The organism is Parashewanella spongiae (assembly GCF_004358345.1).
GTDB classification, from domain to species: Bacteria; Pseudomonadota; Gammaproteobacteria; order Enterobacterales; family Shewanellaceae; genus Parashewanella; species Parashewanella spongiae.
This window is the reverse complement of the sequence record NZ_CP037952.1, coordinates 280509-306522: the sequence shown is the minus strand read 5'-3', so window position 1 is coordinate 306522 and position 26014 is coordinate 280509. Positions and strand designations below refer to the sequence as shown.

At 42.2% G+C, this 26014-nt stretch carries 16 protein-coding genes; 7 read left to right on the top strand and 9 right to left on the bottom strand.

Features of this window, described 5'->3' with window-relative positions:
* The first annotated feature begins 32 nt into the window (after positions 1-32).
* Together E2I05_RS01165 and E2I05_RS01160 are read left to right on the top strand one after the other, a co-directional pair.
* A complete protein-coding gene (locus tag E2I05_RS01165) occupies positions 33-2471 on the top strand; it encodes a hypothetical protein (protein WP_121854797.1) in 2439 nt (812 codons plus the stop codon).
* 165 nt (positions 2472-2636) lie between these two features.
* Positions 2637-5099, top strand: coding sequence for a hypothetical protein (locus tag E2I05_RS01160; protein ID WP_121854796.1), 2463 nt, complete (start codon positions 2637-2639; stop codon positions 5097-5099).
* 141 nt (positions 5100-5240) lie between these two features.
* Here the strand turns inward: E2I05_RS01160 and E2I05_RS01155 are convergent, their stop codons facing one another.
* The 3 genes from E2I05_RS01155 to E2I05_RS01145 all read right to left on the bottom strand — a co-directional run bounded on the left by E2I05_RS01155 (position 5241) and on the right by E2I05_RS01145 (position 11129).
* Positions 5241-6068: a hypothetical protein gene (locus E2I05_RS01155; RefSeq protein ID WP_133309428.1), complete on the bottom strand. Its 828-nt coding sequence runs from the start codon at positions 6066-6068 to the stop codon at positions 5241-5243.
* A 60-nt stretch (positions 6069-6128) separates the two neighbouring features.
* On the bottom strand, positions 6129-9734 hold the full coding sequence (locus E2I05_RS01150) for a hypothetical protein (RefSeq protein ID WP_133309427.1): 3606 nt from the start codon (positions 9732-9734) through the stop codon (positions 6129-6131).
* 312 nt (positions 9735-10046) lie between these two features.
* Positions 10047-11129 carry a hypothetical protein gene (locus E2I05_RS01145; protein ID WP_121853892.1) on the bottom strand — a complete coding sequence of 361 codons (1083 nt, stop codon included), beginning with the start codon at positions 11127-11129 and terminating at the stop codon, positions 10047-10049.
* A 211-nt stretch (positions 11130-11340) separates the two neighbouring features.
* Between E2I05_RS01145 and gmk the strand changes: the two genes are divergently transcribed.
* The 5 genes from gmk to trmH all read left to right on the top strand — a co-directional run bounded on the left by gmk (position 11341) and on the right by trmH (position 15727).
* Positions 11341-11964 (top strand): guanylate kinase, encoded by a 624-nt coding sequence (gene gmk / locus E2I05_RS01140; RefSeq protein WP_121853891.1) that lies wholly within the window; start codon positions 11341-11343, stop codon positions 11962-11964.
* Between the two features lie 71 nt (positions 11965-12035).
* Positions 12036-12314, top strand: coding sequence for a DNA-directed RNA polymerase subunit omega (rpoZ, locus tag E2I05_RS01135; protein WP_121853890.1), 279 nt, complete (start codon positions 12036-12038; stop codon positions 12312-12314).
* A 119-nt stretch (positions 12315-12433) separates the two neighbouring features.
* A complete protein-coding gene (gene spoT / locus E2I05_RS01130; RefSeq protein WP_121853889.1) occupies positions 12434-14542 on the top strand; it encodes a bifunctional GTP diphosphokinase/guanosine-3',5'-bis pyrophosphate 3'-pyrophosphohydrolase in 2109 nt (702 codons plus the stop codon).
* A gap of 32 nt (positions 14543-14574) precedes the next feature.
* On the top strand, positions 14575-14958 hold the full coding sequence (locus tag E2I05_RS01125; protein WP_121853888.1) for a RidA family protein: 384 nt from the start codon (positions 14575-14577) through the stop codon (positions 14956-14958).
* A 64-nt stretch (positions 14959-15022) separates the two neighbouring features.
* Positions 15023-15727, top strand: a complete 705-nt coding sequence (gene trmH, locus E2I05_RS01120) for a tRNA (guanosine(18)-2'-O)-methyltransferase TrmH (protein WP_121853887.1) — start codon at positions 15023-15025, stop codon at positions 15725-15727.
* A 255-nt stretch (positions 15728-15982) separates the two neighbouring features.
* On the opposite strand, the gene E2I05_RS01115 is transcribed toward trmH, so the two are convergent.
* From E2I05_RS01115 to E2I05_RS01090, 6 genes are all read right to left on the bottom strand, one after another.
* Positions 15983-18160: a hypothetical protein gene (locus E2I05_RS01115; RefSeq protein ID WP_121853886.1), complete on the bottom strand. Its 2178-nt coding sequence runs from the start codon at positions 18158-18160 to the stop codon at positions 15983-15985.
* Between the two features lie 15 nt (positions 18161-18175).
* Positions 18176-19564: a hypothetical protein gene (locus E2I05_RS01110; protein WP_121853885.1), complete on the bottom strand. Its 1389-nt coding sequence runs from the start codon at positions 19562-19564 to the stop codon at positions 18176-18178.
* A 194-nt stretch (positions 19565-19758) separates the two neighbouring features.
* Complete coding sequence (locus E2I05_RS01105; protein WP_121853884.1) at positions 19759-20883, bottom strand: porin; 1125 nt, start codon at positions 20881-20883, stop codon at positions 19759-19761.
* 189 nt (positions 20884-21072) lie between these two features.
* The gene (gcvP, locus tag E2I05_RS01100) at positions 21073-23922 is read right to left on the bottom strand and encodes an aminomethyl-transferring glycine dehydrogenase (protein WP_121853883.1); all 2850 of its coding nucleotides are present in this window, start codon (positions 23920-23922) and stop codon (positions 21073-21075) included.
* Positions 23923-24087: 165 nt separating this feature from the next.
* On the bottom strand, positions 24088-24477 hold the full coding sequence (gcvH, locus tag E2I05_RS01095; protein WP_121853882.1) for a glycine cleavage system protein GcvH: 390 nt from the start codon (positions 24475-24477) through the stop codon (positions 24088-24090).
* Between the two features lie 21 nt (positions 24478-24498).
* Positions 24499-25818 (bottom strand): serine hydroxymethyltransferase, encoded by a 1320-nt coding sequence (locus E2I05_RS01090; protein WP_121853881.1) that lies wholly within the window; start codon positions 25816-25818, stop codon positions 24499-24501.
* Between the last annotated feature and the right edge of the window lie 196 nt (positions 25819-26014).

Below are 26014 nucleotides of genomic sequence, written 5' to 3'. Positions count from 1 at the left end.
GCATCTGTTGTTATGAGTAAAGGAGCCACTCAATGAAGTTTCAACGCCTTCTAGTTCTTACATCAATCTTAACTGGACTGATTGGTTGTAGTGATAATGACCCAGCAACTACACCAGAGCCAATAACGCCCACTGTAACATTGAGCGGAAAGGTGGCAGACGGTTATATCGAAAACGCATTGGTATGTGTCGATAAAAATGCCAACAAAGTATGTGAAAACAATGAGCCACAAGCACTCACCAATGCATCAGGCGCATTTTCAATCCCGAACTTGACCCAAAAATCCATTGATAATTTTCCATTAGTGGCAGAGATTAATCCAACTTCAACAGATGCAGACACTGGGGCAAACTTTTCTTCTTCGTTCACATATACTGCGCCTGCTGGCTATACGTTTGTAAGCCCAGTCACTACTATGGTGCATCACCTCGTTGAACTTGGTGATGAAAAAGGTGCCGCGGAACAAACGATACAAAACAAATTATCTACGGCTGTCCATCCTAATACTGATTACATCGCCATAGAAAACAATGAAAGCCAAGAAGCGAGTGTACGTGATGATGCTAAATCACTTCACAGCACAGCATTTATCTGGACTCAACTTCACATTGCCCACTTAGATAAATTTAAGCACGCTCAAAGCAGCCACAAAGATAAGGTGCTGGTTTCTGTAGATAAACTCACATCAATTCTACGTAAATTGAAAAAGGCCGGTTTAGCACACCAATTAAAAGGCGCTGATTTTGGTCCTGAGAATCTTAAGCTCGATGACGACTTAATGCGCCAAGCCGTTCTTACGACTGAAAACATAGGTGCCCAAATTCAATTAATACGAGCAAAACAGAACAAACGATCACCAGATCTTCTCGAAGAACTGGGTGATGAAAACTTGATGTCTGTTGGTGTTGATCTTAGTGATGCTGTCCCGAAAATATACTATGAAATTAATAAATTCGATACGATATCACAGCTGTTAACTAAGCAAAAATACCGACTTCAAAATGGGGCTTTTAATGAAGCACCCTTACCCACTAAAGCACCATTTATGATGGTAAGAGGGGGACAAATAATTCATCCTGATAATAATTACAAACTGAAAACAGTCAATGATAATGGCAGCCTAGTGTTCAAAAATGTAGAGGCTCCACATGTCACGAAAACGCTAACTGCACATGAATATAACCTTGCTAATGTTCCTGTTAATGCACCAGCGATGGGTACAATTACCCACCATGAACTCATACGTAAGTTCATGCCGGATCAAACATTTGGCCCGACAGCCAGAGGGTTTGATTTATCTACCGCAGTCGACAGCCAAATTGGTTCTGCTGATGGAACGGTTACACTCAAGTGTTTAGATCCGTCTTTAAATCCAGTGTGTTTTAATTACTTAACTTATCGTCATGATGGAGAAATTAAAATCGGGCGTTCTGATATTGTGAGCACAGATCTCCCAGAGCTGACATTTTCTTCTGTTGCATCAGGAGGAGATCTAAACCTCTTGAAAGGCCCTGTCATCGCCACTCACCATGGTGAGTTTATTGTCGCTGAGCTCATCAGGCCTCAAGAGAGTGATACTTCAGGTACGGTGAACTACTATAAAATTGCTTTTACGACCAACACCGAAGGCCAAAATGTTGAATCTTCTGATTTTGTAACCTCTTCAACTTGGTCAAATGAAACAAACTTTTTTGAATTAATGATCAAACTCGTTGTTCCTGAGCAAGTAATCGCTTTTGATCTGAGTGGAATTACGGCTAACAATACTTATATTATGGCCCAAAATGGAGATGCAACCATAGCTCCAGAATACAGTAATGACACGCTTCCTGACTCACCTCAAATAATGGTCAATAGCGATGCATTGCAAGATATGTTGAGTAATCTTAATACGAGTGATGATTCCTCAGCAGAAATGAAGTTATTTCCAAGCCAAAAACTTGCACGTTGTAATTCATATGATGATATAAAAACGCTGACCAGTGCTTTTGGGATCCCAAGACCAGAAAGCACCTCCACAGATACGGCATTTCTGCTAGGCACCTTTTTATGTGCAAACTCTGTGATTGCTTCAGATCCCTCTGCCGTCCCTGGAACAATAGACTTTAATGGTAAAATTCTTACAGGGTACTCAGTTGATGGAAGTGTTACCGAAACTTACACTTTTACGAGCCCGACAGAAGTGACCTATACCGCCAATAAAAACGGTGCTAGTCATGATGAACAACATACTTGGAGTACCATTGTTAATGACAACTTCATCAGTATTGTTCTCGCCCATGTACCATCATCAACCTCATCTGCACCACTCAAACGAGTACATATTGCTATTTTTGCTAAAGAAGATAATTTGATTTCAACTAAGATTTTCTTCGAAAACAGCAGCTGGTTAGCTGCGGGAGAACCAGAAGTACTTAACGGTCAAGAAGGGCTTATTGCAAGTCAAGTATATGTAATTACATCTCAGTAACCCTATAATACCAATTACAATAATTGGTATAACATACGATGGGATTTGAGGATTCTTGAATCCTGTCGTATTTATCCCAAAGTCACATCTGGCACTTTTGCTCATCTACTTCTACTTTTATTAAATACCTTGTGGTAATTCATTCAGAGTAAAAGGAGTCACTCAATGAAAGTCAGGTACCTTACTTCGGTCTTACTTCCCTTTATTATGCTTGCCGGTTGTGGCAGTGATAACACGTCTCAAGCTATTACAGAGCCTTCTCAACCTACTGTGAGTCATACTGCACGTGTAGCCGCAGGTTTTAGTGGTGACAACGCAACAGCCTGTATTGACATTAATAATGACAAGCAATGTACCAATGATGAGCCAAGTGCAGCCTTTGATACAAATGGATATGCCACTTTCACTGGGATCACTCAAGATATTTTGGACAGCAATCCTATTGTTGCAAAAATCCAAGTAAATATTCTGGATCAAAATACTCACGCTTTAAAAACCGTCACCATAACCTCAATGGCACCTGCCGGATATCAGTTTTTAAGCCCGTATTCTTTACTTGTCCAGCACTACATTGACCAAGGTGACGAACTATTAACTGCAGAGCAAAAAGTAAAGCGACTGGTTGGTAGTGATATTTCTCCAAACGACGACTACCTAGCTAAGCAAGCTGATGAAAACCTAACAAGTGATGAAAGGAAACGTCATTTAAAACGACATGATTTAGCTCATATTTGGCATATTTTGCAAGCCATGAATATGGACAGGGCGAGTACACACAACGAAGCCATGCGGCTTACACATAAGCAAAAAATGGCGCTTGTTATTGATAGAATGAAAGAAAATATTGCTCTTTTGAAAGGAGCGGCAAACCGTTTTTATCATAATGGTCGCGTATTCACTAATCACTTTAACCAACTCGATAGAAAAACCAAACAAGCCGCATTTGTTGATTTTACCAATGCAGAAAATCAATACGCTCACTTACAAAACAAAATGAGATCTGAATCCGTTGATTTAATAGACTTATACAGAAGCAATCACATTCACCATTTCAGTAACCACGAAGTAGGTACTGGACATACTTTAAAATTCAGCTCTGAATCGATAAATCCAGAAACAAATATACTAAGTCTATCTGACTACGTTTTAAATACTAACGATGGTGTGTTTGAACCAAGCACACAAAATGAGAAAGAACCTTACCTATATCTCAGTACTGCAGATGGCTGGGTGCAACCCAACAGTCAGTTTAAAGTGCAGTCTGTGAATGACGACAACAGCCTTACCATGGTAAACACCCAATACCCTGAATTGCAACAAATCCATAAGGCGTTTCAGCACAGTTTAGATGGCATCATGATTAATACGCCGTTTCTTCGCAACGGGCCGACTTCAAAATGGAAAGAGGCCACCAACGATAATGCATACTCTACCAATGCAAAGGCCATTAAAATTACTAAAACTAATGTAGCAGCGGTTTATACCCGACCATTATTTCCTGACTGTCCAACACCGAACCTTCTTCCTAGAGAACAATGTTTTGAGACGATACCCTTTCAAAAAGATGGAAGTTTGAGAACTGAAGATAGTGGATTAGATGATATGTTCTCTACAACCCTGTCCGAAGGCAACATTAATACCTTGAAAGGGCCGCTTGTTGCCATCAATGCAAGCCAATACATCATCGCTGAGTTAAGTCGAACCTCAACAGATCAGGAGTCTGGCTCTGTTATATTCTATAAAGTCGAGTTTGAAAAGCAGACCGTAATCAGTGGTTCTCCAATCACTGTTCCTGGGTTTAGAGCTACCGTTTTTAGTCATGGAGAATGGCAAACACGCACTATTGGCAACCATGCACCACTCTATGTGATTGCTTTACCTGACGATGTCTTTTCATTTAATACTTCAAAATACATCCAACAGCTATTTATCATTACTGAGCACAACGGTATTGTGGGCAATGTTGAATTTAACACATATTCCTTTCCATCTACGATTACGCCATCAGCACTTACGTTAAATGCCCCAGCTCGAAGTGATGTATTACAAAATACTGATGTTGACACTCCTCCTAAAAACCCACCTTTAGATACAATTCTTTCTGAATGTATTGATTTAGACCAAATATCTTTGCAAGTATTGGCAGGGTTAGTCTTTGAAGATGACTCTATTAAATCTGCAGCGATAGGCATCGCTCGAAGAGCCAGCACGCCCCCAACTACTTTTAGCGACTATGTAAACGCCTATCATTCCTGCCGTGTCGAACTTAATAGTACCGAGATAGCCGCATTCGATCCAACAGGTAATAATTTTGTCGCTTTCGATGACGATCAAAATATTGATCAAATACTGTCATTCAACGAAGACAATTCAGGGTTCATGATTAACTTTGTGACTGGATCACCTGTGAGTATTGGCTTTAGATGGGAGCAGCTTTCTAATACTCAAATTGAGATCACATTCGGTAATGAAGGTCCGAGAATACAATCACGGGTTAGAATTGGCATCACTGGTTTGAAAGATGACGTGATTTCCACTCAACAGTATGTTGAAGATGCAGAGCTTGGCCCATTAAATGGGACTAAAGGTTATATTGCAAGCCAGTTGTACAAAGTCCTTGAGCAGTAAAACATCTCTTCGAAACGACTTTTCCTCGCAGTGGAAAAGTCGTTTCGCTGATTTACAGATCTTTCAAAATTGTGATGCGCTTGATCCTAAATAAATTTTACCAACAAACGCTCTCCTTGATGCTATAGAGATAATGTGCAATCAGAAAAAATTCATGACGGATAAATCATCCTCATGGTTCGCGGCATTTTTAATTAAAATGGTTTGTTGCTGAATCTCATATGCATTATCTAGTTGTTTGACTAACCTACTATCGACATCACTGCTTATTCTGCTCAGCATAATTGTTAATTCTGAGAGGGTAAATTCTTCAATACTAGCTAACAGCACCTCAACGTCTTCTTTACCCAGTTGAGGCTTGTCTAAAAGTGGGTTAGGGTTTGCTTCAGGCGGTAAATCTACAAATAAACTGCTGGCCCATTCCTCATCAAACTCAGTTAATTGCACAGGCGGATTATCCTTGCTTAACGAGGCCGTACTCCAAATGGCATCGTCATCCATCAAAGACAAAATAGCCTCATTTTCATCACCTTGGCCGTCGCTCGTTTCCATAGGCTCAGGCTCTTGCGCCGTGTCACTCGTTGTTGCACTATTCTGATGCCATGGAACGAGCGGTATGTTTTGGTACTGCACGGATGAACTTAATCTCTCTCTTAATTCGCTAGGCATGTCGGCGAGGGTATATTTCTCAACGAGCGCTTTTACTGTAGGGGTGCTCAAAGAGTCTGCATGATATACGAGACTGCGGCAGACTTTCTTGTTCAAATACAAGCCTTTTTGTACACACGTCTCAATGAAGCCCAAATCAAGCCAGCTTTCCTGCAATGTCTCCGTGTTGCCTGTGGCTGTTGGCGCTTGCTTTTGTGATAATCGTTCGTTTCGTCGTGTAACGTAAGTACTGACAACGCTTTGTTCATTGCTGTCAGTGAACTCAATTGGAATGTCACTGCTTAATGTATCAATAAACAAAGAAAGCTCATCGGCAGACCAATTAGGAATAGTGATACTTTTTGGACGACTTTGGCTTAACTAAGGAAAGGGCAGCTTAATCACTTCCTCATCAATATTGAGCAGCGTCATATGATCTTGACTAATATGGTAAGGAGTCGGGGCGCTGGCAAAGGATAAGCTGAACCAATAACAAAAAAGTACCATGGGGCAATCTGTTTTTTTTGCTAGTGTATCAATGCATAATGTGACCCCTTTATCTGTATTCATACTGTCGGAAGATACACTAAACGTCACAGCATTTAATGTTGTAGGATGCTTGACCGGCAAGACTAACCCTCTGATGACCAGCCCCAAATTCAGTGTGTTCATGGTTTTCACTTTGGGTTTTACGGTCGTATTTAGATACTGACCGTAATCTCTCCCTGCTAGGCAAAGGGTATGAAATTTCTTAGCTGATAATGACATTGATAATTGATATAGGTCATTAGCGGTACTGAACACTTGGCATAACGCTCGGCAACAGCGGCTATCGCTAAGCAATATCTCAGTTTTAGGTGTAGATGAAAGCAGGCAGGCCGCAATTAAATACGCCTGAACCAGATTCACATCTTCATCCTCAACGCCCTTTAGAACGACAGGATACAATGTCTTATCCCATTGTTCTAATGTGGGACGTGAGCGAGTTACCCTGCAAAAGTGAAAGTAATGGCTTACACTCTTATGGCTCAGGCCTTTCAAATCAAGCGCACTGGATAGAATGGTTTTATTGAGTGGCTGACTTAGCAATCGAGCCCAATAGGAAGATTCACTCACTTTCTTAGCGCTCATAGGGCGTCTTCCCTCTGGGCAAGGCGCATTTGCAAAGAACAATTTTAATCCCAGCTGACCGTTGGCAAAACTGATTTTACCGAGCACGCTCAATATCCCTTGATGGCTTTCTACTGCGCATGGGAATGTTAATTCTGGTATTTTTTTTGAACTCAACGAGCAGTAGTTACGCAATTTTTTCAGCATCTCAGGCTCACCTTTAATGGCCAATGCCAGTGCTTTTAGCGATGCTAATTCATCGTTATCTTGAAAATGAGTGAGCAATTTGGCGACAGGTGAACAGGAAAAAGCCTCTTTTACGGCTAAAAAGGATGATTGTTTCCATTCCTGAGCGCAGAGTTGCAGTAGTTGATCGTCAGGTTTACCATCAATGCTTAATAAAGACAGCAGCTTAGCTACCTCATCCTCTGTCGGCGGCAACGAGAAAATCGCAAAGACACAAGCTAATCTGAGAAGGTGGAACCGACCGTTTTGTTTCAGCTCAGGGTTTTCAAGCAAGCAAAACCAGCCATCTGCCTTATCTGGTCGACTCATCACCTTAACTAATAACAACCTATACAAGGGCAAATTTAATCTGCCACCCTCCTGCAGCTGCGGTAGTTTTAGCAACTCAATAATGCGTGTCATTGTCGCTTCGTCAGGCAAACCACGGCCATGAAATATCGACGACAAGAATTTGAACAGTGGGAGGTTCAATCTGCCGTCCTCATGCAGCTGCGGAAGTTCCAGCAACTCAATAAAGCGCCTCATCGCCGTTTCGTCAGGCAAACCGCGGCCACAAAATATTGACGAAAAAGATTTGAGCAACGGCAAATTTAATGCGCCGCCCTCCTGCAGCTGCGGTAGTTCCAGCAACTTAATAAAGCCCCTCATCTCCGCTTCGTTGGGCAGCCCGCGCTGACTAAGTATCGACGACAGAGATTTGAGGAGCGGCAGACTTAGTCTGCCGTCTTCTTGCAGCTGCGGCATTTGTAGCAGCTCAATAAATCGAGTCATGGCCGCTCCGTCATGCAGACCGCGGCCCCAAAGTATCGACGACAGGGATTTAAGGCGCGGCAGGTTTAATCTGCCACCATCATGCAGCTGCGGAAGTTCCAGCAACTCAATAAAGCGCGTCATCGCCGCTTCGCCAGGCAGACCGCGGCCATGAAATATCGACGAAAGGGATTTGAACAACGGCAGGCTAAGTCTGCCGTTTTCCTGTAGCTGCGGTAGTTCCAGCAACTTAATAAAGCCACTCATCGCCGCTTCGTCAGGCAGACCGCGGCCATGAAATATCGACGAAAGGGATTTGAGTAACGGCAGGCTTAATCTACCGCCCTCTTGCAGCTGCGGCAATTTCAACAACTCAATAAAGCGCATCATCGTCACTTCGTCAGGCAGGCCGTGGCCACTAAATATCGATGACAAGGATTTGAACAGCGGCAGACTTAATCTTCCGCCCACCTGCAGCTGCGGTAATTCCAGCAGCTTAATAAAGCGCACCATTTCCACTTCGTCAGGCAACCCGCGGCCATTAAATAGCGATGATAGGGATGTGAACAGCGGCAAGTTTAGTTTGCCGCCTTCCTGCATCTGAGGCAGTTCCAGCAGATCATTAAAGCGTGTCATCGCCGTTTCGTCAGGCAGACCGCGGCCATTAAACATCGACGACAGGGGTTTGAATCGCGGCAGGCTCAATGTTCCGCTCTCCTGCAACTGCGGTAATTCCAATAGCTTAATAAAGCGCACCATTGCCGTTTCGTCAGGCAGACCGCAGCTATGATATATCGACGACAGAGATTTAAGCAGCGGCAAATTTAATGTGCCACCCTCCTGAAGCTGCGGCAGTTTTAGCAACTTATTAAAGAGCTTTATCGCCACGTCATCAGGCATTCCATGACCACTAAATATTGACGATAGAGATTTGAATTGTGGCAGACTTAATCTGTCATCTTCTTTCCGCTTTAGCAGTTTTATTAGCTCAAAAAAGCTTGTCATCTCAGCTTCATCAGGTAGACCACGACCATGATATATCGACGACAAGGATTTAAGCCGCGGCAGACTTAATCTGCCATACTCCTGCATCTGCGGTAATTCCAGCAGCTCAAGAAAGCATGTCATATCCACTTCGTCAGGCAAGCCGCATTTAGTAAACATCGATGATAACGATTTGAGCCGCGGCAGGCTTAGCCTTCCGTCCTCTTTCATCTGCGGCTGTTTTAGCAGATTAAAAAAGCGCACCATTTCCAATTCGTCAGGTAGACCGCGGCCATTACATATCGACGACAGGGATCTGAGTATCGGTAGACTTAATTTGCCGTTCTCTTGCATCTGCGGCAGTGATAGCAGATTATTAAAACGCTCCAACTCCGATATATTAGGCAGACCGAGTTGATGATATATCGACGACAGGGGTTTCATCGGTTTGATTTTCGCCAACTGAACGATGTGTTTATCACTGAAGCTAAAGAAAGTTTTTATCTTATTCTGAGCATGAATCATCCCAGTAAAAAAGCCGGTGTCTTTTACCTTTGTATCGACTATGTTAATAAAAAAAAGTTGTAGTTTATTGCTGTACTGGGTTCGTTGCGCTTCTGATTTAATGTCGACTTTTGATAATAACTTTGTGAATGCTGATAAAACTTTAATGCCTTTGCTATTCATTGCTCGCTGAAGTTCTTCTGGTAGCTGATTATCCTGCGATACTAAATAACGTTCACTCGTTGTAGTTGTGGTACACAACCTTTTAGGATCGGGGTTGCCCTCATTATTAATCCTCACTCTCTTACGGCTTAAATTATTAGCGTTATTTGAGCGCGAGAGAGCGTCATACATGGCATCAAAAACGGTATTTGGAATGTAGCTCAGTGCCATGTTTACAGCCTTCTTTAAGTACAGCAGCCTTTGAGTTTATATACGGGTATAGGTTGATGAAACCTATTATCTTCCTTGCTAACCATCCTCATTTTACTCATGTTTTCTCATTGAAAATTGGTTTATTTCCCGCTTGAACTCAAGCCGCAACTAGCTGCAGGGATTTAGAATGGTAAATGTCATTTTAAATGAGTACAAATGAAATATATTTAAGACTTACAAACTGCGGCAAGGGCTTAAGGAAGCCAGATAAACAATTCGCACAGTCAAAAATAAGGCAAAATATACTCTTGTCATCTGATATTGTCATGGTCATTCGATATAAGCACGAAACAGAGGCTCTTTGGATAAATCGGCTTGGCTTCCTTTTAAACTAAACGTATAACTACACAGTGAAGCCTTATTTCGACGTGCTACATCTTTTAATATCGCTTTCGTATCTAATGGTGTAAACCATGCTTTTGTGCTGCTATCACTTAACCGTTCGACCTTAATTGTCCGGTACTGAGTGCCATTATTAAAACGCAATACTTGGCAGTTCGAATCACCGATGGCATCAGCTAGTGTCCATAAGGTTTGTGCTTCACCTTCATCACCTAACCAAGTCATTGATAACTTTTTATCCGATAACCCCATACTAAAACCATCAGAAAAACTAACTGTTACTTCAGGCTCACTTGTAGGTATTACTGCTTGCTCAGCGGTAGATACGGTGTCAAGCTCGTGATCTCCCCACATACTTTGTCCTAACAACCCTAACACCGTCAGTGACAACAAAGTTATCACAATGAATAACAATGTTTTTCGGTTTATCGGGCTAGATTCAATCATATCGCTGAACAGTGATTTCATGGAGTCTTGTTGCATAGGCTCACGATCCAACAGCGCATCAGTAGATTCATTAGCATTAGGCCAATAATTTGGTGCTTGCTCCGAGTCGCCTGAATCAAACTGAGCATTAAGGCTTGGCTCTACTCTTTTTGTACTTGTGGATTGCGCCCCATGCATTTTGGTTGCTGGCCCTTGGTAGCCTGACGAAAAACGACCAACACTGAGGCTTTTGGGGAAAGCGAGTAACAGTGTTGCGATACAACCGAATATCAACATGCTCAGCCATATACTGAATAAAGTATCGGAACTAATGCTCACACTCAAAGCGAGCCATGGCACTAATAAAGTCACACTCCACCATTGAGGTTTTTGAGCATCGCGCACGCGTCGATAACCACTGAGTAAGAGCACAATCCCAGCTGTCACCGCGGGAATAAATACACTGGCATTACTACCAAAAATTAACATCCAAAGTAAAATAACGAAAAAACAACTCGCGGAAATAGCAACAAATCGTAGACTGGTGTCACGCCCATGAATGCAAAATAAAGAATTTAGTAACACTTACTTACCCTTGTTTTTATCCTGTAAATATAAACAGAAACTTATTCAAAACCGCTTTTGACAGGTATAATACCCGCAAATGACGTGTTCTTGTAATAACTAGCGTTAAAAGTTACCACTTAAGACTACGAAAATTTATACTAATTTCAAGATCACCAACTGTAAAAATCATTCAGCTAAACGTTAAGTACAAAAAATGGAAAATACATCTATGAGCAGCCATGGCACTCTTTTTATCATTTCAGCCCCAAGTGGTGCAGGAAAATCATCACTGTTATCAGCTTTGCTCAAAGATAAACCGGCCGATATGCAGGTCTCAGTTTCACACACGACACGCGCTCCTAGAGTTGGAGAAAAAGATGCGCAGCACTATCATTTTGTCGATAGAGAGACCTTTAAGCAGCTCATTGATCAAGACAATTTTGTTGAATGGGCGGAAGTATTCGGTAACTTCTATGGCACCTCAAAGGTGGTCATTGAACAAACATTAGCCCAAGGTATTGATGTGTTTCTTGATATCGACTGGCAAGGGGCGCAACAAGTTAAAAAGTTAATGCCGAAAGCTGTTGGGATATTTATTTTACCGCCATCAAAAGACGAACTTGAACGACGTCTCACGGGCCGAGGACAAGACAACACCGATGTCATCAAGGGACGAATGGCGCAAGCTGTTTCAGAGATTTCTCATTATAATGAGTATGAATACGTCATCGTAAATGACGATTTTGACTTAGCATTAGCCGATTTAACTGCCATCATTCGCTCACAACGGCTAACCTTAGCTAGTCAGAGTCATACTCACAATGGTATGATTATGGATCTATTGGCAGAATAACTGCCAATGCACGTAATAATAGTGTACAATTTTGCGTCATTTTTTATTGATAATATTTGGAGTTCTAACTCATGGCTCGCGTAACTGTAGAAGACGCCGTTGAACAAATCGGCAACCGTTTTGATATGATCCTAGTTGCAGCACGCCGTGCTCGCCAAATTGCCGTACAAGGCAAAGATCCAATGGTTGAACCACAAAACGATAAGCCAACAGTGATTGCTTTGCGAGAAATTGAGTTGGGTCTTGTCAATGCTGGCACACTAGACGCTGCAGAGCGCCAAATCGTTCGTGAACGTGAAGCGGCTGAAATTGCTGCTGTTGCCGCTATCGCTGAAGGTCGTCAGTTTTAATTCTGATCGCTTTAGATAGATGAAATGTTGTAGGGTGCACTAACCTATTTTGATTTATTAAAGCTTAGGTTAGTGTCCACACTATAATGTAAGGAAATGCTTTATAGGAGTATCGTTACTTGTATCTGTTTGAAGGCCTTAACGAAGTAGCATCAAGTTACTTAACTGCAGAGCAGGTCGTTCTACTTAAGCAAGCTTATCAAGTCGCTCGAGATGCCCATGAAGGGCAAATGCGCAGCAGCGGCGAACCTTACATCACTCATCCTGTTGCCGTTGCGATCATTCTTGCTGAAATGCGTCTTGATCACGAAACAGTCATGGCTGCCATTCTTCACGATACCATTGAAGATACCGAAATCACTAAAGAACACCTCACTGACTTATTTGGTGCCGATGTGGCTGAATTGGTTGAAGGTGTATCAAAACTCGATAAGCTGAAATTTCGCGATAAGAAAGAAGCTCAAGCTGAAAACTTCCGCAAAATGATGCTGGCCATGACTCAAGATATTCGCGTCATATTAATTAAACTGGCTGATCGCACCCATAATATGCGGACGCTCGGTTCATTAAGGCCGGATAAACGGCGACGAATCGCTCGAGAAACCTTAGAAATTTATGCACCCATCGCCAACCGTCTTGGTATTCACAATATTAAGTCAGAACTCGAAGATTTAGGCTTCCAAGCTTATTATCCCATGCGATATCGCGTACTTAAAATGGTGGTCAAAGCCGCGCGTGGTAATCGTAAAGAGCTTATCCAAAGCATTGAAGCGGCGATTGATACCCGATTAACTGATGCCAATCTCACTGGTGTTGTTAAAGGTCGTGAAAAAAATCTTTATTCCATTTACAACAAGATGCGTAATAAAGAAGTTCAGTTCCAAGAAGTGATGGACATTTATGCCTTTCGAGTAAAAGTCGATTCAATTGATACTTGTTATCGAGTTCTTGGTGCCATGCACAGCTTATATAAGCCGCGACCTGGCCGATTCAAAGACTATATTGCCATTCCTAAAGCCAACGGTTATCAATCCTTACATACTTCATTAATTGGCCCTCATGGTGTCCCAGTTGAAGTTCAGATCCGTACTGAAGATATGGATCAAATGGCGGATAAAGGCGTTGCAGCACATTGGGCTTACAAGTCTGACGACCAGAGTACAATGGGTACAACCAGCCAAGTTCGCGCCCGAAAGTGGATGCAAAGCCTGCTTGATTTACAACAGAGCGCCAGCACTTCCTTTGAGTTTGTTGAAAACGTAAAGACTGGGCTTTTCCCCGACGAAATATACGTATTTACACCTGATGGACGTATTTTAGAACTGCCAGCAGGCGCGACCGCCGTAGATTTCGCTTACGAAGTGCATACCGATGTGGGTAATACTTGTGTTGGAGCAAAAATCAACCGTCAAGCTTACCCGCTGAGTCTCCCGTTAGAAACCGGACAAACAGTTGAAATTATTACCGCCAGCAGTGCTCGCCCGAATGCCGCGTGGCTCAACTTTGTGGTCACAGGTAAAGCTCGCGCCAAAATTCGCCAAGTATTAAAGCATGTAAAAGGTAAGGATGCGATTTCTTTAGGTAAACGCCTACTGAATCACGCCCTTGGTGAACACAAATTAGATACCATCGATTCCGCTCAGATTGAAAAAGTACTCACTGACACGAAGCACGATACTTTGGACTCTTTGCTCACAGACATCGGCTTAGGTAATGCCATGAGCATAGTGATTGCACAGCGTCTTGTCGGTGACTTACCTATGGTTCAGGATGAAAGTCGTGATTCACACCTTATGCCTATCCGTGGTGCTGAGGGCATGTTGGTTTCTTACGCCAATTGCTGTCGTCCAATCCCCGGTGATACAGTCATTGCCCATGTCAGTCCCGGTAAAGGCTTAGTGGTTCATATGGAAAACTGCGCCAACATTCGTGGTTATCAAGCTGAGCCTGAAAAATACATTCCTGTTGAATGGGATAATGCTGAAGGCACTGAGTTCCAAGCCAACTTAAGGATCGAGATTGTCAATCATCAAGGTGCATTGGCAAAAATTACTTCTATTGTCTCAACAGAACACTCCAATATTCATAATTTGAGTACAGAAGAACGTGATGGCAGAGTATATATGATTAATTTGAGGGTTTCGGTAACCGATAGGATACATCTCGCCAATGTAATGCGACGTATTCGAGTACTGTCCGAAGTCCTTCGTATCTCAAGAAACCATTAACTGAGCACAACAAATAAAACAGAGAGAGCATCATGGCAGAAAAACAAATTATCGCGACTGATAAAGCTCCTGCAGCAATTGGCACTTATTCACAAGCTGTTAAAGTTGATAATACCGTCTATTTATCAGGTCAAATACCATTAGTGCCAAGCACTATGGAAATGATCAGCGATGACTTCGCTGAACAAGTTGTGCAAGTATTTGAAAATATGACCGCTGTATGCGAAGCCTCTGGCGGCAGTTTGGCAGATATCGTCAAACTAAATATCTTTCTGACCGATCTGTCTCATTTCGCTACCGTTAATGAAATCATGAGTCGCTACTTTTCACAGCCATACCCTGCACGAGCGGCTATTGGCGTAAAAGAATTACCGAAAGCATCTTTGGTTGAAATGGACGGGATCATGGTACTTTAGTATCTTTTCTATGTTTTATCTTAGGGTGCTACGGCGCCCTTTTTTAATGATTAATTAACCCCTTATGACTCCTGAACGTTTTTCCCGTATCACTGACATGCTCAACCATCGCCAACCTGATTTAACCTTGTGTCTCGACAAAGTACATAAATCGAATAATGTCTCTGCGATTGTTCGTACAGCAGACGCTGTGGGTATTCATCAAATACATGCGGTTATGCCCGATCGTGGTATGCAGGTATCGGGCAACACGGCATCAGGCAGTCAGCAATGGGTTCAAACCGTAAAGCACCGAAACATTACCCAAGCTATCGAGCATTTAAAACTGAAAAATATGCAGATTATTGTGACGAATTTTAGTGATAAAGCGGTCGATTTTCGAGAGGTGGATTATTGCCAACCTAGCGCAATTTTCTTAGGTTGTGAGCGTGATGGTGTCAGTGCTGAAGCGATAGCGTTAGCCGATAAACAAATCACGATTCCCATGATAGGCATGGTGCAATCGCTTAATGTTTCTGTGGCCGCTGGCGCAATCTTATACGAAGCTCAAAGGCAAAGGCAGCTCGCTGACATGTATGGCATAAATAAACTGCCTGAAGCCTACTGTCAAAAATTACTGTTCGAGCAAGGTCATCCGATTTATGCCAAAGCGTGCCGCCGAAAAGGGTTACCTTACCCAAAAATTGATGAATTAGGGCAAATTAAGGCAAATCGTGAATGGTGGGCGTTGATGCGTAAACCTGCTGATGATCCTGGAAACATCAGTTGACTGCGTTCTCAAGCGTAGAAAAAATGGCTGATAGTTAGGCGTAGCTTGCAGCAAGTAGTTTATTCTACTTGCAAAAGTTACAACGCAGATAGCAGTCATTTTAACAAGCTTGTGAGCGTAGAGCACTTCACTCATTGGGTGAAAGCCTTGATGATAAAGTCATCTTATTGCTCAAACAGTTACTCATATACTCAGCGTTCAGTTGATGTTTTTAGGATGACATCTAAAGGAGACCATACACGCCCTCTAGATGACTCACTTAAGTTGATATTTATGATTCGTTAAGTTGATATATAGTTTTGCCCATAACCCCTCATCAATTAGTATTGCCTTTAGCCAGTGGATCTCTTCAAGCCTTGATTCTCCACCAAGGTGCGTATCAACAAGCGATTGCACTCGGCTCCGTATAAACTGAACTTGGAATAATGGATTTTCAAGAGTAGCGTGAGGTTTCTCTTGTGCTTGAGTTTCATCAGTAGACGAACGTAAGCACTCTTGAATGAGCATTCTGAGTTGCTTATAATTTACCAACCATTTTTCTGATTCACTAGTCCCATAACGTTCAGGGGCTTCATTCGCCATGCTTAATGACCATTGCTCCTCCGGAATCGAATTTTTCTCAGGCGCTTCATTAGCCACGCACGGGGAAAGTTGTGCTACAGGAATTGTATTATGATCCGGATCACACTGACGAAGTTTGTGTCTTATGGTTTCTCGTTTAAGCAATAAGCCATCAAATTTACTTTTAAACCCTTTTACATTACTGCTTATTATTCCTGTCACTATGTCGGCTTCACAGTCATATAATTCATTCAACTTTTTAATTAGTTTTGAAGCAAAATCTAAATAATTGTATGCCTTATCAGTTAGAGTTTTTCTTTGTTCATATATATCAAAGCGCGCCATTTCTGATAATGGCTCTTTATCCATCTTTGGCGGCAGCCCAATACTATTTTTCTTGAGATCTTTTTTATCTAGGCTTCTCATCGAAATTTTGAGAAAAAGTGCGAGCAAGGCTTGAAATTGTTGAATGACAAAAATCGTGTCATTTGCACCTATTACTTGAGCCAGATCTAATAAAGTTTCAAGATCATGGCTTATCGTATCTTCGTTTCTTTCATTGCGAATCGAATCTAATAGACCAATCATTTCCCCTTGCAAGGTTTGCGAGCTCCCCTCATCTGCATTTGTCGCAATCCGTATAGCAGAATCAGCGTATGAGGAAGATATTTTTGACTGCGCCACTTCTTTAGTTGCTCGTCTATTTCTCATCGCTTCCTCACGAAATCGATTAAGGGGAAAAGAAACAATGAAACTAGAGGCCACTTCAACGGTTGTTTTTTCGACAAACACTCTCTTTTCAAAATCTTTAACACTAGACAATTCCATTCCTGTCGTGGGAAACAAAAAGTCCGTACTGCCATCAACGCATTCATATGTCGCCGCAGACTCTATATAATTCTGTAACTCAAAAATGCCCAACACCTTACGATCACAAGTGAGCTTTTCATCTTCGCCAGAATAAAGGTGTGAGGCAACCAATATACATTCAGCTGCATAATTCAACGTCTCTATTACTTTATCTAATGGCTGTTTGTAATCTGTTAAACTGGCATTTTTCTTTACTTTAATTCGATCAATTAACTCAAGTGCATGATCACAAAACATGAAGCCCAAATTCCAAAACTCCATTGGGATATCATCATTTTTAGGCATTTTTTGTATCGAAGCTAAGCTAGGTAAACACAGTAGCCCTGATTTCATGTCCCCTAGCTCATCACAGGCTTTAATTTTATCAATCACCTTTAAAGGATCGCAGATGTGCTCCCCTTTTAGGGTCACTCTAAACATGCCAAATAACTTGGCGTTCTGGCTTGAATTGGTTACCAAACTGGTTTCCCAAAAAGGAAAGCTCAAGCGGCCAAACGCCCCCAACCTTAGCTCTTTAAGTCGCCGTAAACCATCGTTATGAATCCTTTCAACAATGCTAAGACATTGAGTTATCTCGGCCAAGCGTATTTGGCAATCTGTATATAAAATTTGCCATTCAGCAAGCGAAGTATGGTGGTTTTGTTCAACCTCTTCAATGAGGTATTCGTGCATCTCCAATAATAAATCGCGATAATTACTTAATTTTTTTAATGGTACTTTTCTAATAATATTTGCATGTTCGATAAATGTTAATTCATTTGAATCGACAGAGCATTGCTCATCAAATTCAGAAATGACTCGCTTAAAAAATTCGACCCTTTGAGCTTCTGTTATGTCTGCTTTTTCAAAGGGAAGTTCGAGATCAAATAATAAAATCGTCATAGTGTTAAGCAGCAAAAGTCTTTTGCCCTGATGCTCAGAAACTCGGGAAAGTTCGCAATCTACTCCTACCAATGAGAGAAGTTGAGATTCGAGGTTATTTTGCACTAAAGAAATCGACATAACACATCACAAACATTAGTCTGACACATATAATCGTCTTATTTCATCAGTTGATAAGGCACGGCTCAGCATAAAATGTTGCCGAAAAGCTTTTTGCTGCAGTGATTTGAAATGTTGTTTTGCTTGTTGACTTAATTTAGGCTTAAACCTATGTAAGCCGCACTGTGAAGATTTAGACATCGGTTTACTATTTATAAACTCATCAAACGTCATACTTATCTTTTTTTGTTGTTCGAAATCCAATGCCCTCGTCGTGATTTTAGTACCTTTGTATATTGATTGTTCAGCGCGCTTTGAGCTTCGCGATTTTGTATTTCTTTTCTCCTTATCATGAAGCCTTGGCTCGCACACTGGAAGGGCTTCTGGACGGATAGCATGTGTAGGACAATAATCTTTTTGCGTATTTGGTTGTGGTTTATTAACTTTATCCATCTTCTTTATAAGTATTGCTAACTCCTTTTTGCACGACAAAATTTCTTCATCACAACTTTCTTTAGTGGCACGATCAGAATAAATTTCACGGGCTTTTTCAAGACATGAGAGTGCAATTTCAAACATCTCTTTACCATCAATATATTCACTCAATTGGTTTTTTATATGCTTTTCAGGAGTCAAGCTTTTGATTGATGGTTCCTTTGCTTGTTTTACTCGCCTTTCAGCACTCGCGATAATTTGCACACCGACATTCCAATAAGCGGTCGCAATATCATGGGCGTTGCCATATTTTGCTAATAAGCTCGTTTTAGGAAGCATGGATAAGCGTTCTTTCATATCTTCTAAATCAGGCTCTAATAAAGTGCTCTCCAATTCAAGTTCTGAACTTACACCTAGCGCCTTATTTTGATAAGGTAATCGCTCAAGCCGTATCGTTTCTTTTACCTGAGCATGGCTCATTAGTGCTGGTATGACGATTTTTCGCTGACAACAAGGGATAGGTGACGATGGTTTTTGCTTTGATTTAATCGTCGCAATTTCCAATAGCAAACTATTTTTTTTCTGTTCTATTTGTACTCTTTTTGCATCACAAGCTGCTCTATCGGCTTTGTGGCGATAATTGTTTTTAGCAAATAGGAAGTTAGCCAGTGCCTTTTCTACTTCAGCAAAAGCCAAAGTAAGCAGCTCGACCTTATCTTTCAGTTGCGGATCTGGCTCATTTAATAGTTGTTCAGCTAAGCACAGGTAATCTTCAGCTAAATTCCAAGCTAAATGAGCTCGCATATCATAAGTCATTGCATCAAAAGAAGCTTTGTTTTCGAATAACTCTTGGTAACCTTCGATCCGAACAGCTAAGCAATCCTCTTCTGTTAAAACAGAAAAGCGTTCGACGGCTTGTACACCATTAGCGATTTTTTGTGCTCGATTAGGAGTAGTAGTCAGCTTTTGAATAGGAACAGCACTAATCATTCGATAAATTAACGAGTTAAGAAATAAGAGTGACTATCTTATTAAAATTATTGTCTTACATACTTAAAAATTTGGTTATTTATTTTTAATGAAAAAAGCCCCTCAGCCATCGGAAGAACTGAGGGGCTCACGTAATCAGCGACACACTTTTGCTCAATAAGCCCAAGTAAGTCGTTTTACTGTGAAACTAAAGGTTAGAACTTAAAACCAACATCAAAGTTATAACGTAAACCAATGTTAAATTGGTTTTCGTCTAAACGATTGTCGAAGTCGTTACGCTGATATTCAGCGAACATATAGAAATCTGAGCTCGCATGGTATTCAAGTGTAGCGTTATAGGCTTCGTAGTCACCACTTAAACCATTAACATCACCATCTTCAAACATAGATACACCAAACTTAGCTTTGTAGGTGTCGTTAATTTTATATGCTGCAACAACATCAATGGTACTGCCCGCAAGTTCGAAGGTAGTTAGTGTCTGATCGCCTCGTACTTCTTGACGAACATTTTCATCCGCTAAATCAACCGTGCGATCTTGGTAAGATGTCGCCAGATATAAATCACCAAAACTTTTTGCTACTGAGAAACCTATTGTGCTTTCGTCATCGGCGCCTCTTTCACGAGTATAATAAGCCACCGCTGCTTTAAGACCATTGGCTGAATACTGTACACCCGTGTTAAATAAATCACTGGCTGCATCACCGTCACTACCATCAAACTGAGCATCTACGGTAAATTTAACATCACCAAATTGTTTACGATATGTCACTAAATTATTTACGCGGAACGGGCTAGCACTGTCATAAGCCAGTGGTGTTGATGCTCGGTTAAAGATATCAACGGGATCAGCAATCATGTTGTACTGAGTAGAGGCTTGCTTACCAATGGCAAAACGACCAAAGTCTCCTTTTACGCCGACATACGCTTTACGCGCTTCACCAAAGTCACCATTGGCTTGAATGTTTACTTTGAACTCACTTTTAGCAAATGCTGTGAGGCCATTTTTCAGTTTATGCTCCGTCGCAATACCAATGCGAGAAAGCGCATCACCAACATCCGTTTTTGAGCCTTCATCTGTGCTTGTCACACCAAATGTTGGACGCAATGTACCGTAAAAATTGAGACTGTGTTTTGTTTCTTGAACGGCTTTAACCGTTTTCGAATCAGTCGCAGGCTTTGCCAATTCCAACTCAGCTAAGCGAGATTGAATTTGGTTTAATTGTTGTTGTAGTTCTTCTTTAGAAACATCGGCAGCATTAGCCATTGACGCGGTTAAAGCAAGAGGTAACAGAGCAAGCTTGAATTTTTGATAAGACATGGATTTTCCTTTTTTATAGTTATCATCATCCATTAACTTGTGGCCATATTTCTCATGGCTCACTTTTCACAGTGAGCGTCATAAGAAAGTCCATAAGTTGTGGATGTTATCCAACAATCACCGAGAACCCTCTCCTCGGTAAATCAAGCGCCTATGACAGCAAAACAAAGACGCAAGAAAGCCACCGTTTTAACGGTAGCTTTCAATACTTGGGCAAGAGCAAATTAAGTTGCGATCGCCATATACATTGTCCACACGATTGGTCGTCGGCCAGAATTTATTGACCCGAGTATGCTCAGTTGGGAAACACGCTCTTTGGCGTGTATAAGGTCTTTCCCACTCGTCGCTGCTCAAATCGGCCATAGTATGCGGTGCGTTAACCAACGGATTATTTTCGAGTGACCAAGTGCCCGCTTCAACTTTGGCTATCTCGCCACGAATAGCGATCATGGCATCGATGAAACGATCTAACTCTTCTTTAGATTCACTTTCCGTTGGCTCAATCATCAAGGTTCCCGCTACTGGGAATGACATGGTTGGCGCGTGGAAACCGTAATCCATTAAACGCTTGGCTACGTCTTCTTCACTGATCCCTGACGATTCTTTTAATGGTCGTAAATCAATGATGCACTCATGGGCCACTCGACCTTCATTCCCGCGGAACAATACTGGATAGTGAGGAGCAAGGCGTTCCATGATGTAGTTAGCGTTCAAAATAGCGACTTCTGTCGCTTCGGTCAGTCCTTCTGCTCCCATCAAAGCGATGTACGCCCATGAAATCGGTAAGATAGAAGCAGACCCCATAGCGGTAGCGGATACAGCTCCCCTCGTGTTGCTTTCAAAGCTGCCAGGTAAGAAAGGTGCAAGATGAGACTTAACACCAATCGGCCCCATACCTGGACCACCACCACCATGAGGAATGCAGAAGGTTTTATGTAAATTAAGGTGTGATACGTCAGAGCCAATAAAACCGGGAGAGGTAATACCAACTTGAGCGTTCATGTTGGCGCCATCCAGATAAACTTGACCACCAACGGAGTGTACTTTGTCGCAAATGTGACGAATGCCAGCTTCATACACACCGTGTGTCGATGGGTAAGTGATCATAATGCAGGATAAGTTATTGGCATGTGCGGCTACTTTCTCGTCTAAATCCTCAAGATCAACGTTACCTTCAACATCACATTCAACGAGTACCACATTCATCGATACCATCGCGGCACTGGCCGGATTAGTACCGTGAGCGGATGTCGGGATCAGGCAAATATTTCTGTGCCCTTCACCGCGACTTTCATGATAACGCTGAATGGCAATCAAACCGGCATATTCACCTTGCGCCCCTGAGTTCGGTTGCAATGAAAAATCATCATAACCAGTGACGACTTTAAGCATTGAATTTAGGCTTACGGCCAGTTCATCATAACCAACACATTGATCTTCTGGTGCAAATGGGTGAATTTGACCAAATTCAGGCCAAGTCACCGGCAACATTTGCGCTGTAGCATTGAGCTTCATGGTACAAGATCCTAATGGAATCATACCGTGAGTTAATGAAAAGTCTTTATTCTCTAAGCTTTTCAAATAACGCAGCATTTGCGTTTCACTGTGATGGCTGTTGAACACAGGATGGGTCAGATATTCACTGGTTCTGATGCATGAATCCGGTATCGCTTGTAATTCATGTGGCAATACAACATCTGAAAAATTCAGTTGCACGCCAAAGGCTTGCCAAAGTTGCTCAACATCACTTTCAGTGTGAGTTTCGTCGAAACTCACACCCAATTGTTTGGCGTGCAATCGTAGATTCATGTCTTTATCAAGCGCGGCTTGATAAATTCGCCCGGTTTCACGTCCAGTTTCTACTGTTACTGTATCGAAAAACTGGCCGTGGGCGAGTGCAAAACCAGATTGCTTAATGCCCTCGGCAAATACACTGGCAAAATGATGCACTCGGCGTGCAATCTTTTTCAGCCCTTGAGGGCCGTGAAATACGGCATAAAACGCTGCCATGTTGGCAAGCAAGGCTTGAGCGGTACATATGTTTGAATTGGCTTTTTCACGGCGGATATGCTGTTCACGGGTTTGCATTGCCATACGCAGTGCTGGTTGATCACGAGTGTCTTTTGATACACCAATAATTCGCCCAGGAATATTACGCTTTTGTTTATTGCTCGTCGCCATGAACGCGGCATGTGGGCCACCGTACCCCATTGGCACACCAAAACGTTGCGCACTTCCGATAGCGATGTCTGCGCCCATTTCTCCTGGTGACTTCAATAACGTTAAGGCAAGTAAATCAGAGGCTACAGCCACAACCGCTTTGGTTTTCTGTGCCGCAGCAATAATTTCCGATAAATCTTGTACCTTACCGCTGCTGCCAGGGTATTGCAGAAGCGCACCAAATACTTCGTGTTCATTAAGCTGTGCCACTGGTGCAACAACGAGCTCAAAATGAAAATAATGGGCGCGAGTTTGAAGTACATTTAATGTTTGTGGGTGAACATCGTCCGCCACAAAAAATAAGTTTGATTTGCTTCGCCCTGCACGACGGCAAAAACTCATGGCTTCAGCTGCCGCCGTTGCTTCATCCAGCAATGAGGCGTTGGCTAATTCCATACCAGTCAAATCAATGATCATTTGCTGGTAATTCAATAATGCTTCGAGGCGACCCTGAGCGATTTCAGGCTGATAAGGCGTGTAAGCGGTATACCAACCAGGATTTTCTAAGACATTACGCAAAATAACATTTGGCACAAATGTGTCATAGTAGCCTTGACCAATAAAACTGTTATTCACTTTGTTTTTATTAGCAATGGCTTTCAGCTCTTGCAACATTTGCTGTTCACTTTTTGGCGATGCTAAATTCATCGGCTCTGGTAAGCGAATGTTATCTGGGACGGTTTGGGATATCAGCTGTGCAACTGAGCTTAGTTTTAAAGTATTCAGCATTTGCTGCCTACCTTGCTCACTTGGGCCAATATGACGTGCAATAAATTCATTGCTTGTCGATAATTCTTTGCGTAAATCTGTACTGCTCATATACCACTCCGTAACACAACTTCTCAGGGGCTATCAGTCTTATTGTTTTTCAATTAAATCGTTTGATCTGATAGGTAGACCGAAGCGAATCCAAGGTTATTTCAAATTCAACTTCGATTTCATTTACCACCTGATGCGATCGAGATTATTAATTTTTAAATCAAACTACTCGCTATCTAGGCTTGCTAGATAGCTGGTTTCGTCCATCAACTTAGTAAGTTCTGTTGCATCAGCTAATTTCACTTTCGCAATCCATCCGTCTTCAAAAGGAGATTCATTGACTAATTCTGGACTGTCTTCAAGCTCTTCATTGACTTCAACTACTTCACCGGTTACTGGTGCATAAACGTCTGAAGCGGCTTTTACTGATTCAACCAGTGAATAGCCTTCGCTTGCTGTGATCTCATCACCGACTTCAGGCAATTCAACAAACACCACGTCGCCTAATAAACTTTGTGCGTGATCGGAGATACCCAATGTTACTGTGCCGTCGCCATTGTCTTTTACCCACTCGTGACTTGAGGCGAATTTATATGTTGCTGCTACTGAACTCATAATCTACTTCCTAAAAATGGTTTAACGGTAAAGAGGGAATGCGGCGCATAACGTTTGTACTTGCTCAAGCACACGTTGCTCTACTGCGCTATTGTCTGCTGTACGGCCTTGTGCAACGTCAGCCAAACCGTCGAGCACATCACCAATCCAATTACCGATTTGAATAAATTCTTCTGGGCCAAAACCACGAGTGGTCCCTGCTGGCGTACCAAGACGAATACCTGATGTCACCATTGGCTTTTCACTATCAAAAGGAATACCGTTCTTATTACAAGTGATGCCTGCACGCTCTAGACTTTCTTCTGTTGTGTTGCCTTTCAAACCCTTAGGTCGTAAGTCAACCAACATTAAGTGCGTATCTGTTCCATCGGTAACAATGTCACAGCCACGTTTTTGAAGGGTTTTTGCTAAGAGTGTTGCGTTTTCAAGTACTCGGGAGATGTAAGCCTCAAAACCTGGCTCAAGCGCTTCACCAAAAGCCACGGCTTTCGCAGCAATAACATGCATTAAAGGTCCACCCTGAAGCCCTGGGAAAACAGCAGAGTTTATCTTCTTTGAGATGTCTGCATGATTGGTCAAAATCATGCCGCCACGAGGACCGCGAAGGGTTTTATGCGTCGTTGTTGTTACCACATGAGCATGTGGTAGAGGGTTTGCATGATGGCCCGTAGCTATCAAACCGGCGATGTGAGCCATATCAACCATAAGATAAGCACCAACTTCATCGGCAATAGCGCGAAAACGTGCAAAATCAATAGTTCTTGGTATGGCTGAGCCACCTGCAATTATCAGCTTTGGTTGATGCTCTTTTGCGAGGGCTTCTACTTGCTCGTAATCAATGCTTAAGTCATCTTGTTTTACACCATACTGCACGGCTTTAAACCATTTGCCTGATTGTGCCGGACGTGCACCATGGGTTAAGTGCCCGCCTGCATCCAATGACATCCCTAAAATGGTGTCACCGGGTTGCAGTAATGCCAGTTTTACTGCGCCATTCGCTTGCGCACCTGAATGCGGCTGTACATTGACGAATTCAGCATCAAATAATTGTTTTGCACGATCTTGAGCTAACTGTTCAACCACATCTACATGCTCACAGCCACCGTAGTAACGGCGCCCTGGATAGCCTTCTGCGTATTTGTTGGTTAACAATGAACCCTGTGCTTGCATAACGGCTTTAGAGACAATGTTTTCAGAAGCTATCAACTCGATTTGTTGTTCTTGTCGTTTCGCTTCTAACGAAATAGTTTCTTGAACGGCGCCATCAACCGCTGCTAAATCTGCAGAGAAAAAGCTTTCCAATTCACGGCTACCATAATCTTCTGCTGAAACCTTTTCCATGATAAATCCTCATTTCATGTAGCGCGCCTAGATTGCATCGGGGCCAAGCGCTTTTGTACTTCAAACTAAGCATCGAAAATGAGCGACACTTAGAAAAATTCGGGTGCAAAAATGTTTAAAATTTGTTGTTTTTTGTATTTCTAGTATTTACAACGGCAAAACATATCAGGTAAAAAACAACCAATCAACAATAATT

Bases quoted from the DNA above. Each gene is read 5' to 3' on its own strand.
- E2I05_RS01125 (WP_121853888.1), top strand. From the start codon at position 14,575: ATGGCAGAAAAACAAATTATCGCGACTGATAAAGCTCCTGCAGCAATT.
- gmk (WP_121853891.1), top strand. From the start codon at position 11,341: ATGAGCAGCCATGGCACTCTTTTTATCATTTCAGCCCCAAGTGGTGCA.
- gcvP (WP_121853883.1), bottom strand. From the start codon at position 23,922: ATGAGCAGTACAGATTTACGCAAAGAATTATCGACAAGCAATGAATTT.
- E2I05_RS01150 (WP_133309427.1), bottom strand. From the start codon at position 9,734: ATGGCACTGAGCTACATTCCAAATACCGTTTTTGATGCCATGTATGAC.
- E2I05_RS01115 (WP_121853886.1), bottom strand. From the start codon at position 18,160: ATGTCGATTTCTTTAGTGCAAAATAACCTCGAATCTCAACTTCTCTCA.
- E2I05_RS01110 (WP_121853885.1), bottom strand. From the start codon at position 19,564: ATGATTAGTGCTGTTCCTATTCAAAAGCTGACTACTACTCCTAATCGA.
- E2I05_RS01165 (WP_121854797.1), top strand. From the start codon at position 33: ATGAAGTTTCAACGCCTTCTAGTTCTTACATCAATCTTAACTGGACTG.
- E2I05_RS01090 (WP_121853881.1), bottom strand. From the start codon at position 25,818: ATGGAAAAGGTTTCAGCAGAAGATTATGGTAGCCGTGAATTGGAAAGC.
- E2I05_RS01105 (WP_121853884.1), bottom strand. From the start codon at position 20,883: ATGTCTTATCAAAAATTCAAGCTTGCTCTGTTACCTCTTGCTTTAACC.
- gcvH (WP_121853882.1), bottom strand. From the start codon at position 24,477: ATGAGTTCAGTAGCAGCAACATATAAATTCGCCTCAAGTCACGAGTGG.
- trmH (WP_121853887.1), top strand. From the start codon at position 15,023: ATGACTCCTGAACGTTTTTCCCGTATCACTGACATGCTCAACCATCGC.
- E2I05_RS01160 (WP_121854796.1), top strand. From the start codon at position 2,637: ATGAAAGTCAGGTACCTTACTTCGGTCTTACTTCCCTTTATTATGCTT.
- rpoZ (WP_121853890.1), top strand. From the start codon at position 12,036: ATGGCTCGCGTAACTGTAGAAGACGCCGTTGAACAAATCGGCAACCGT.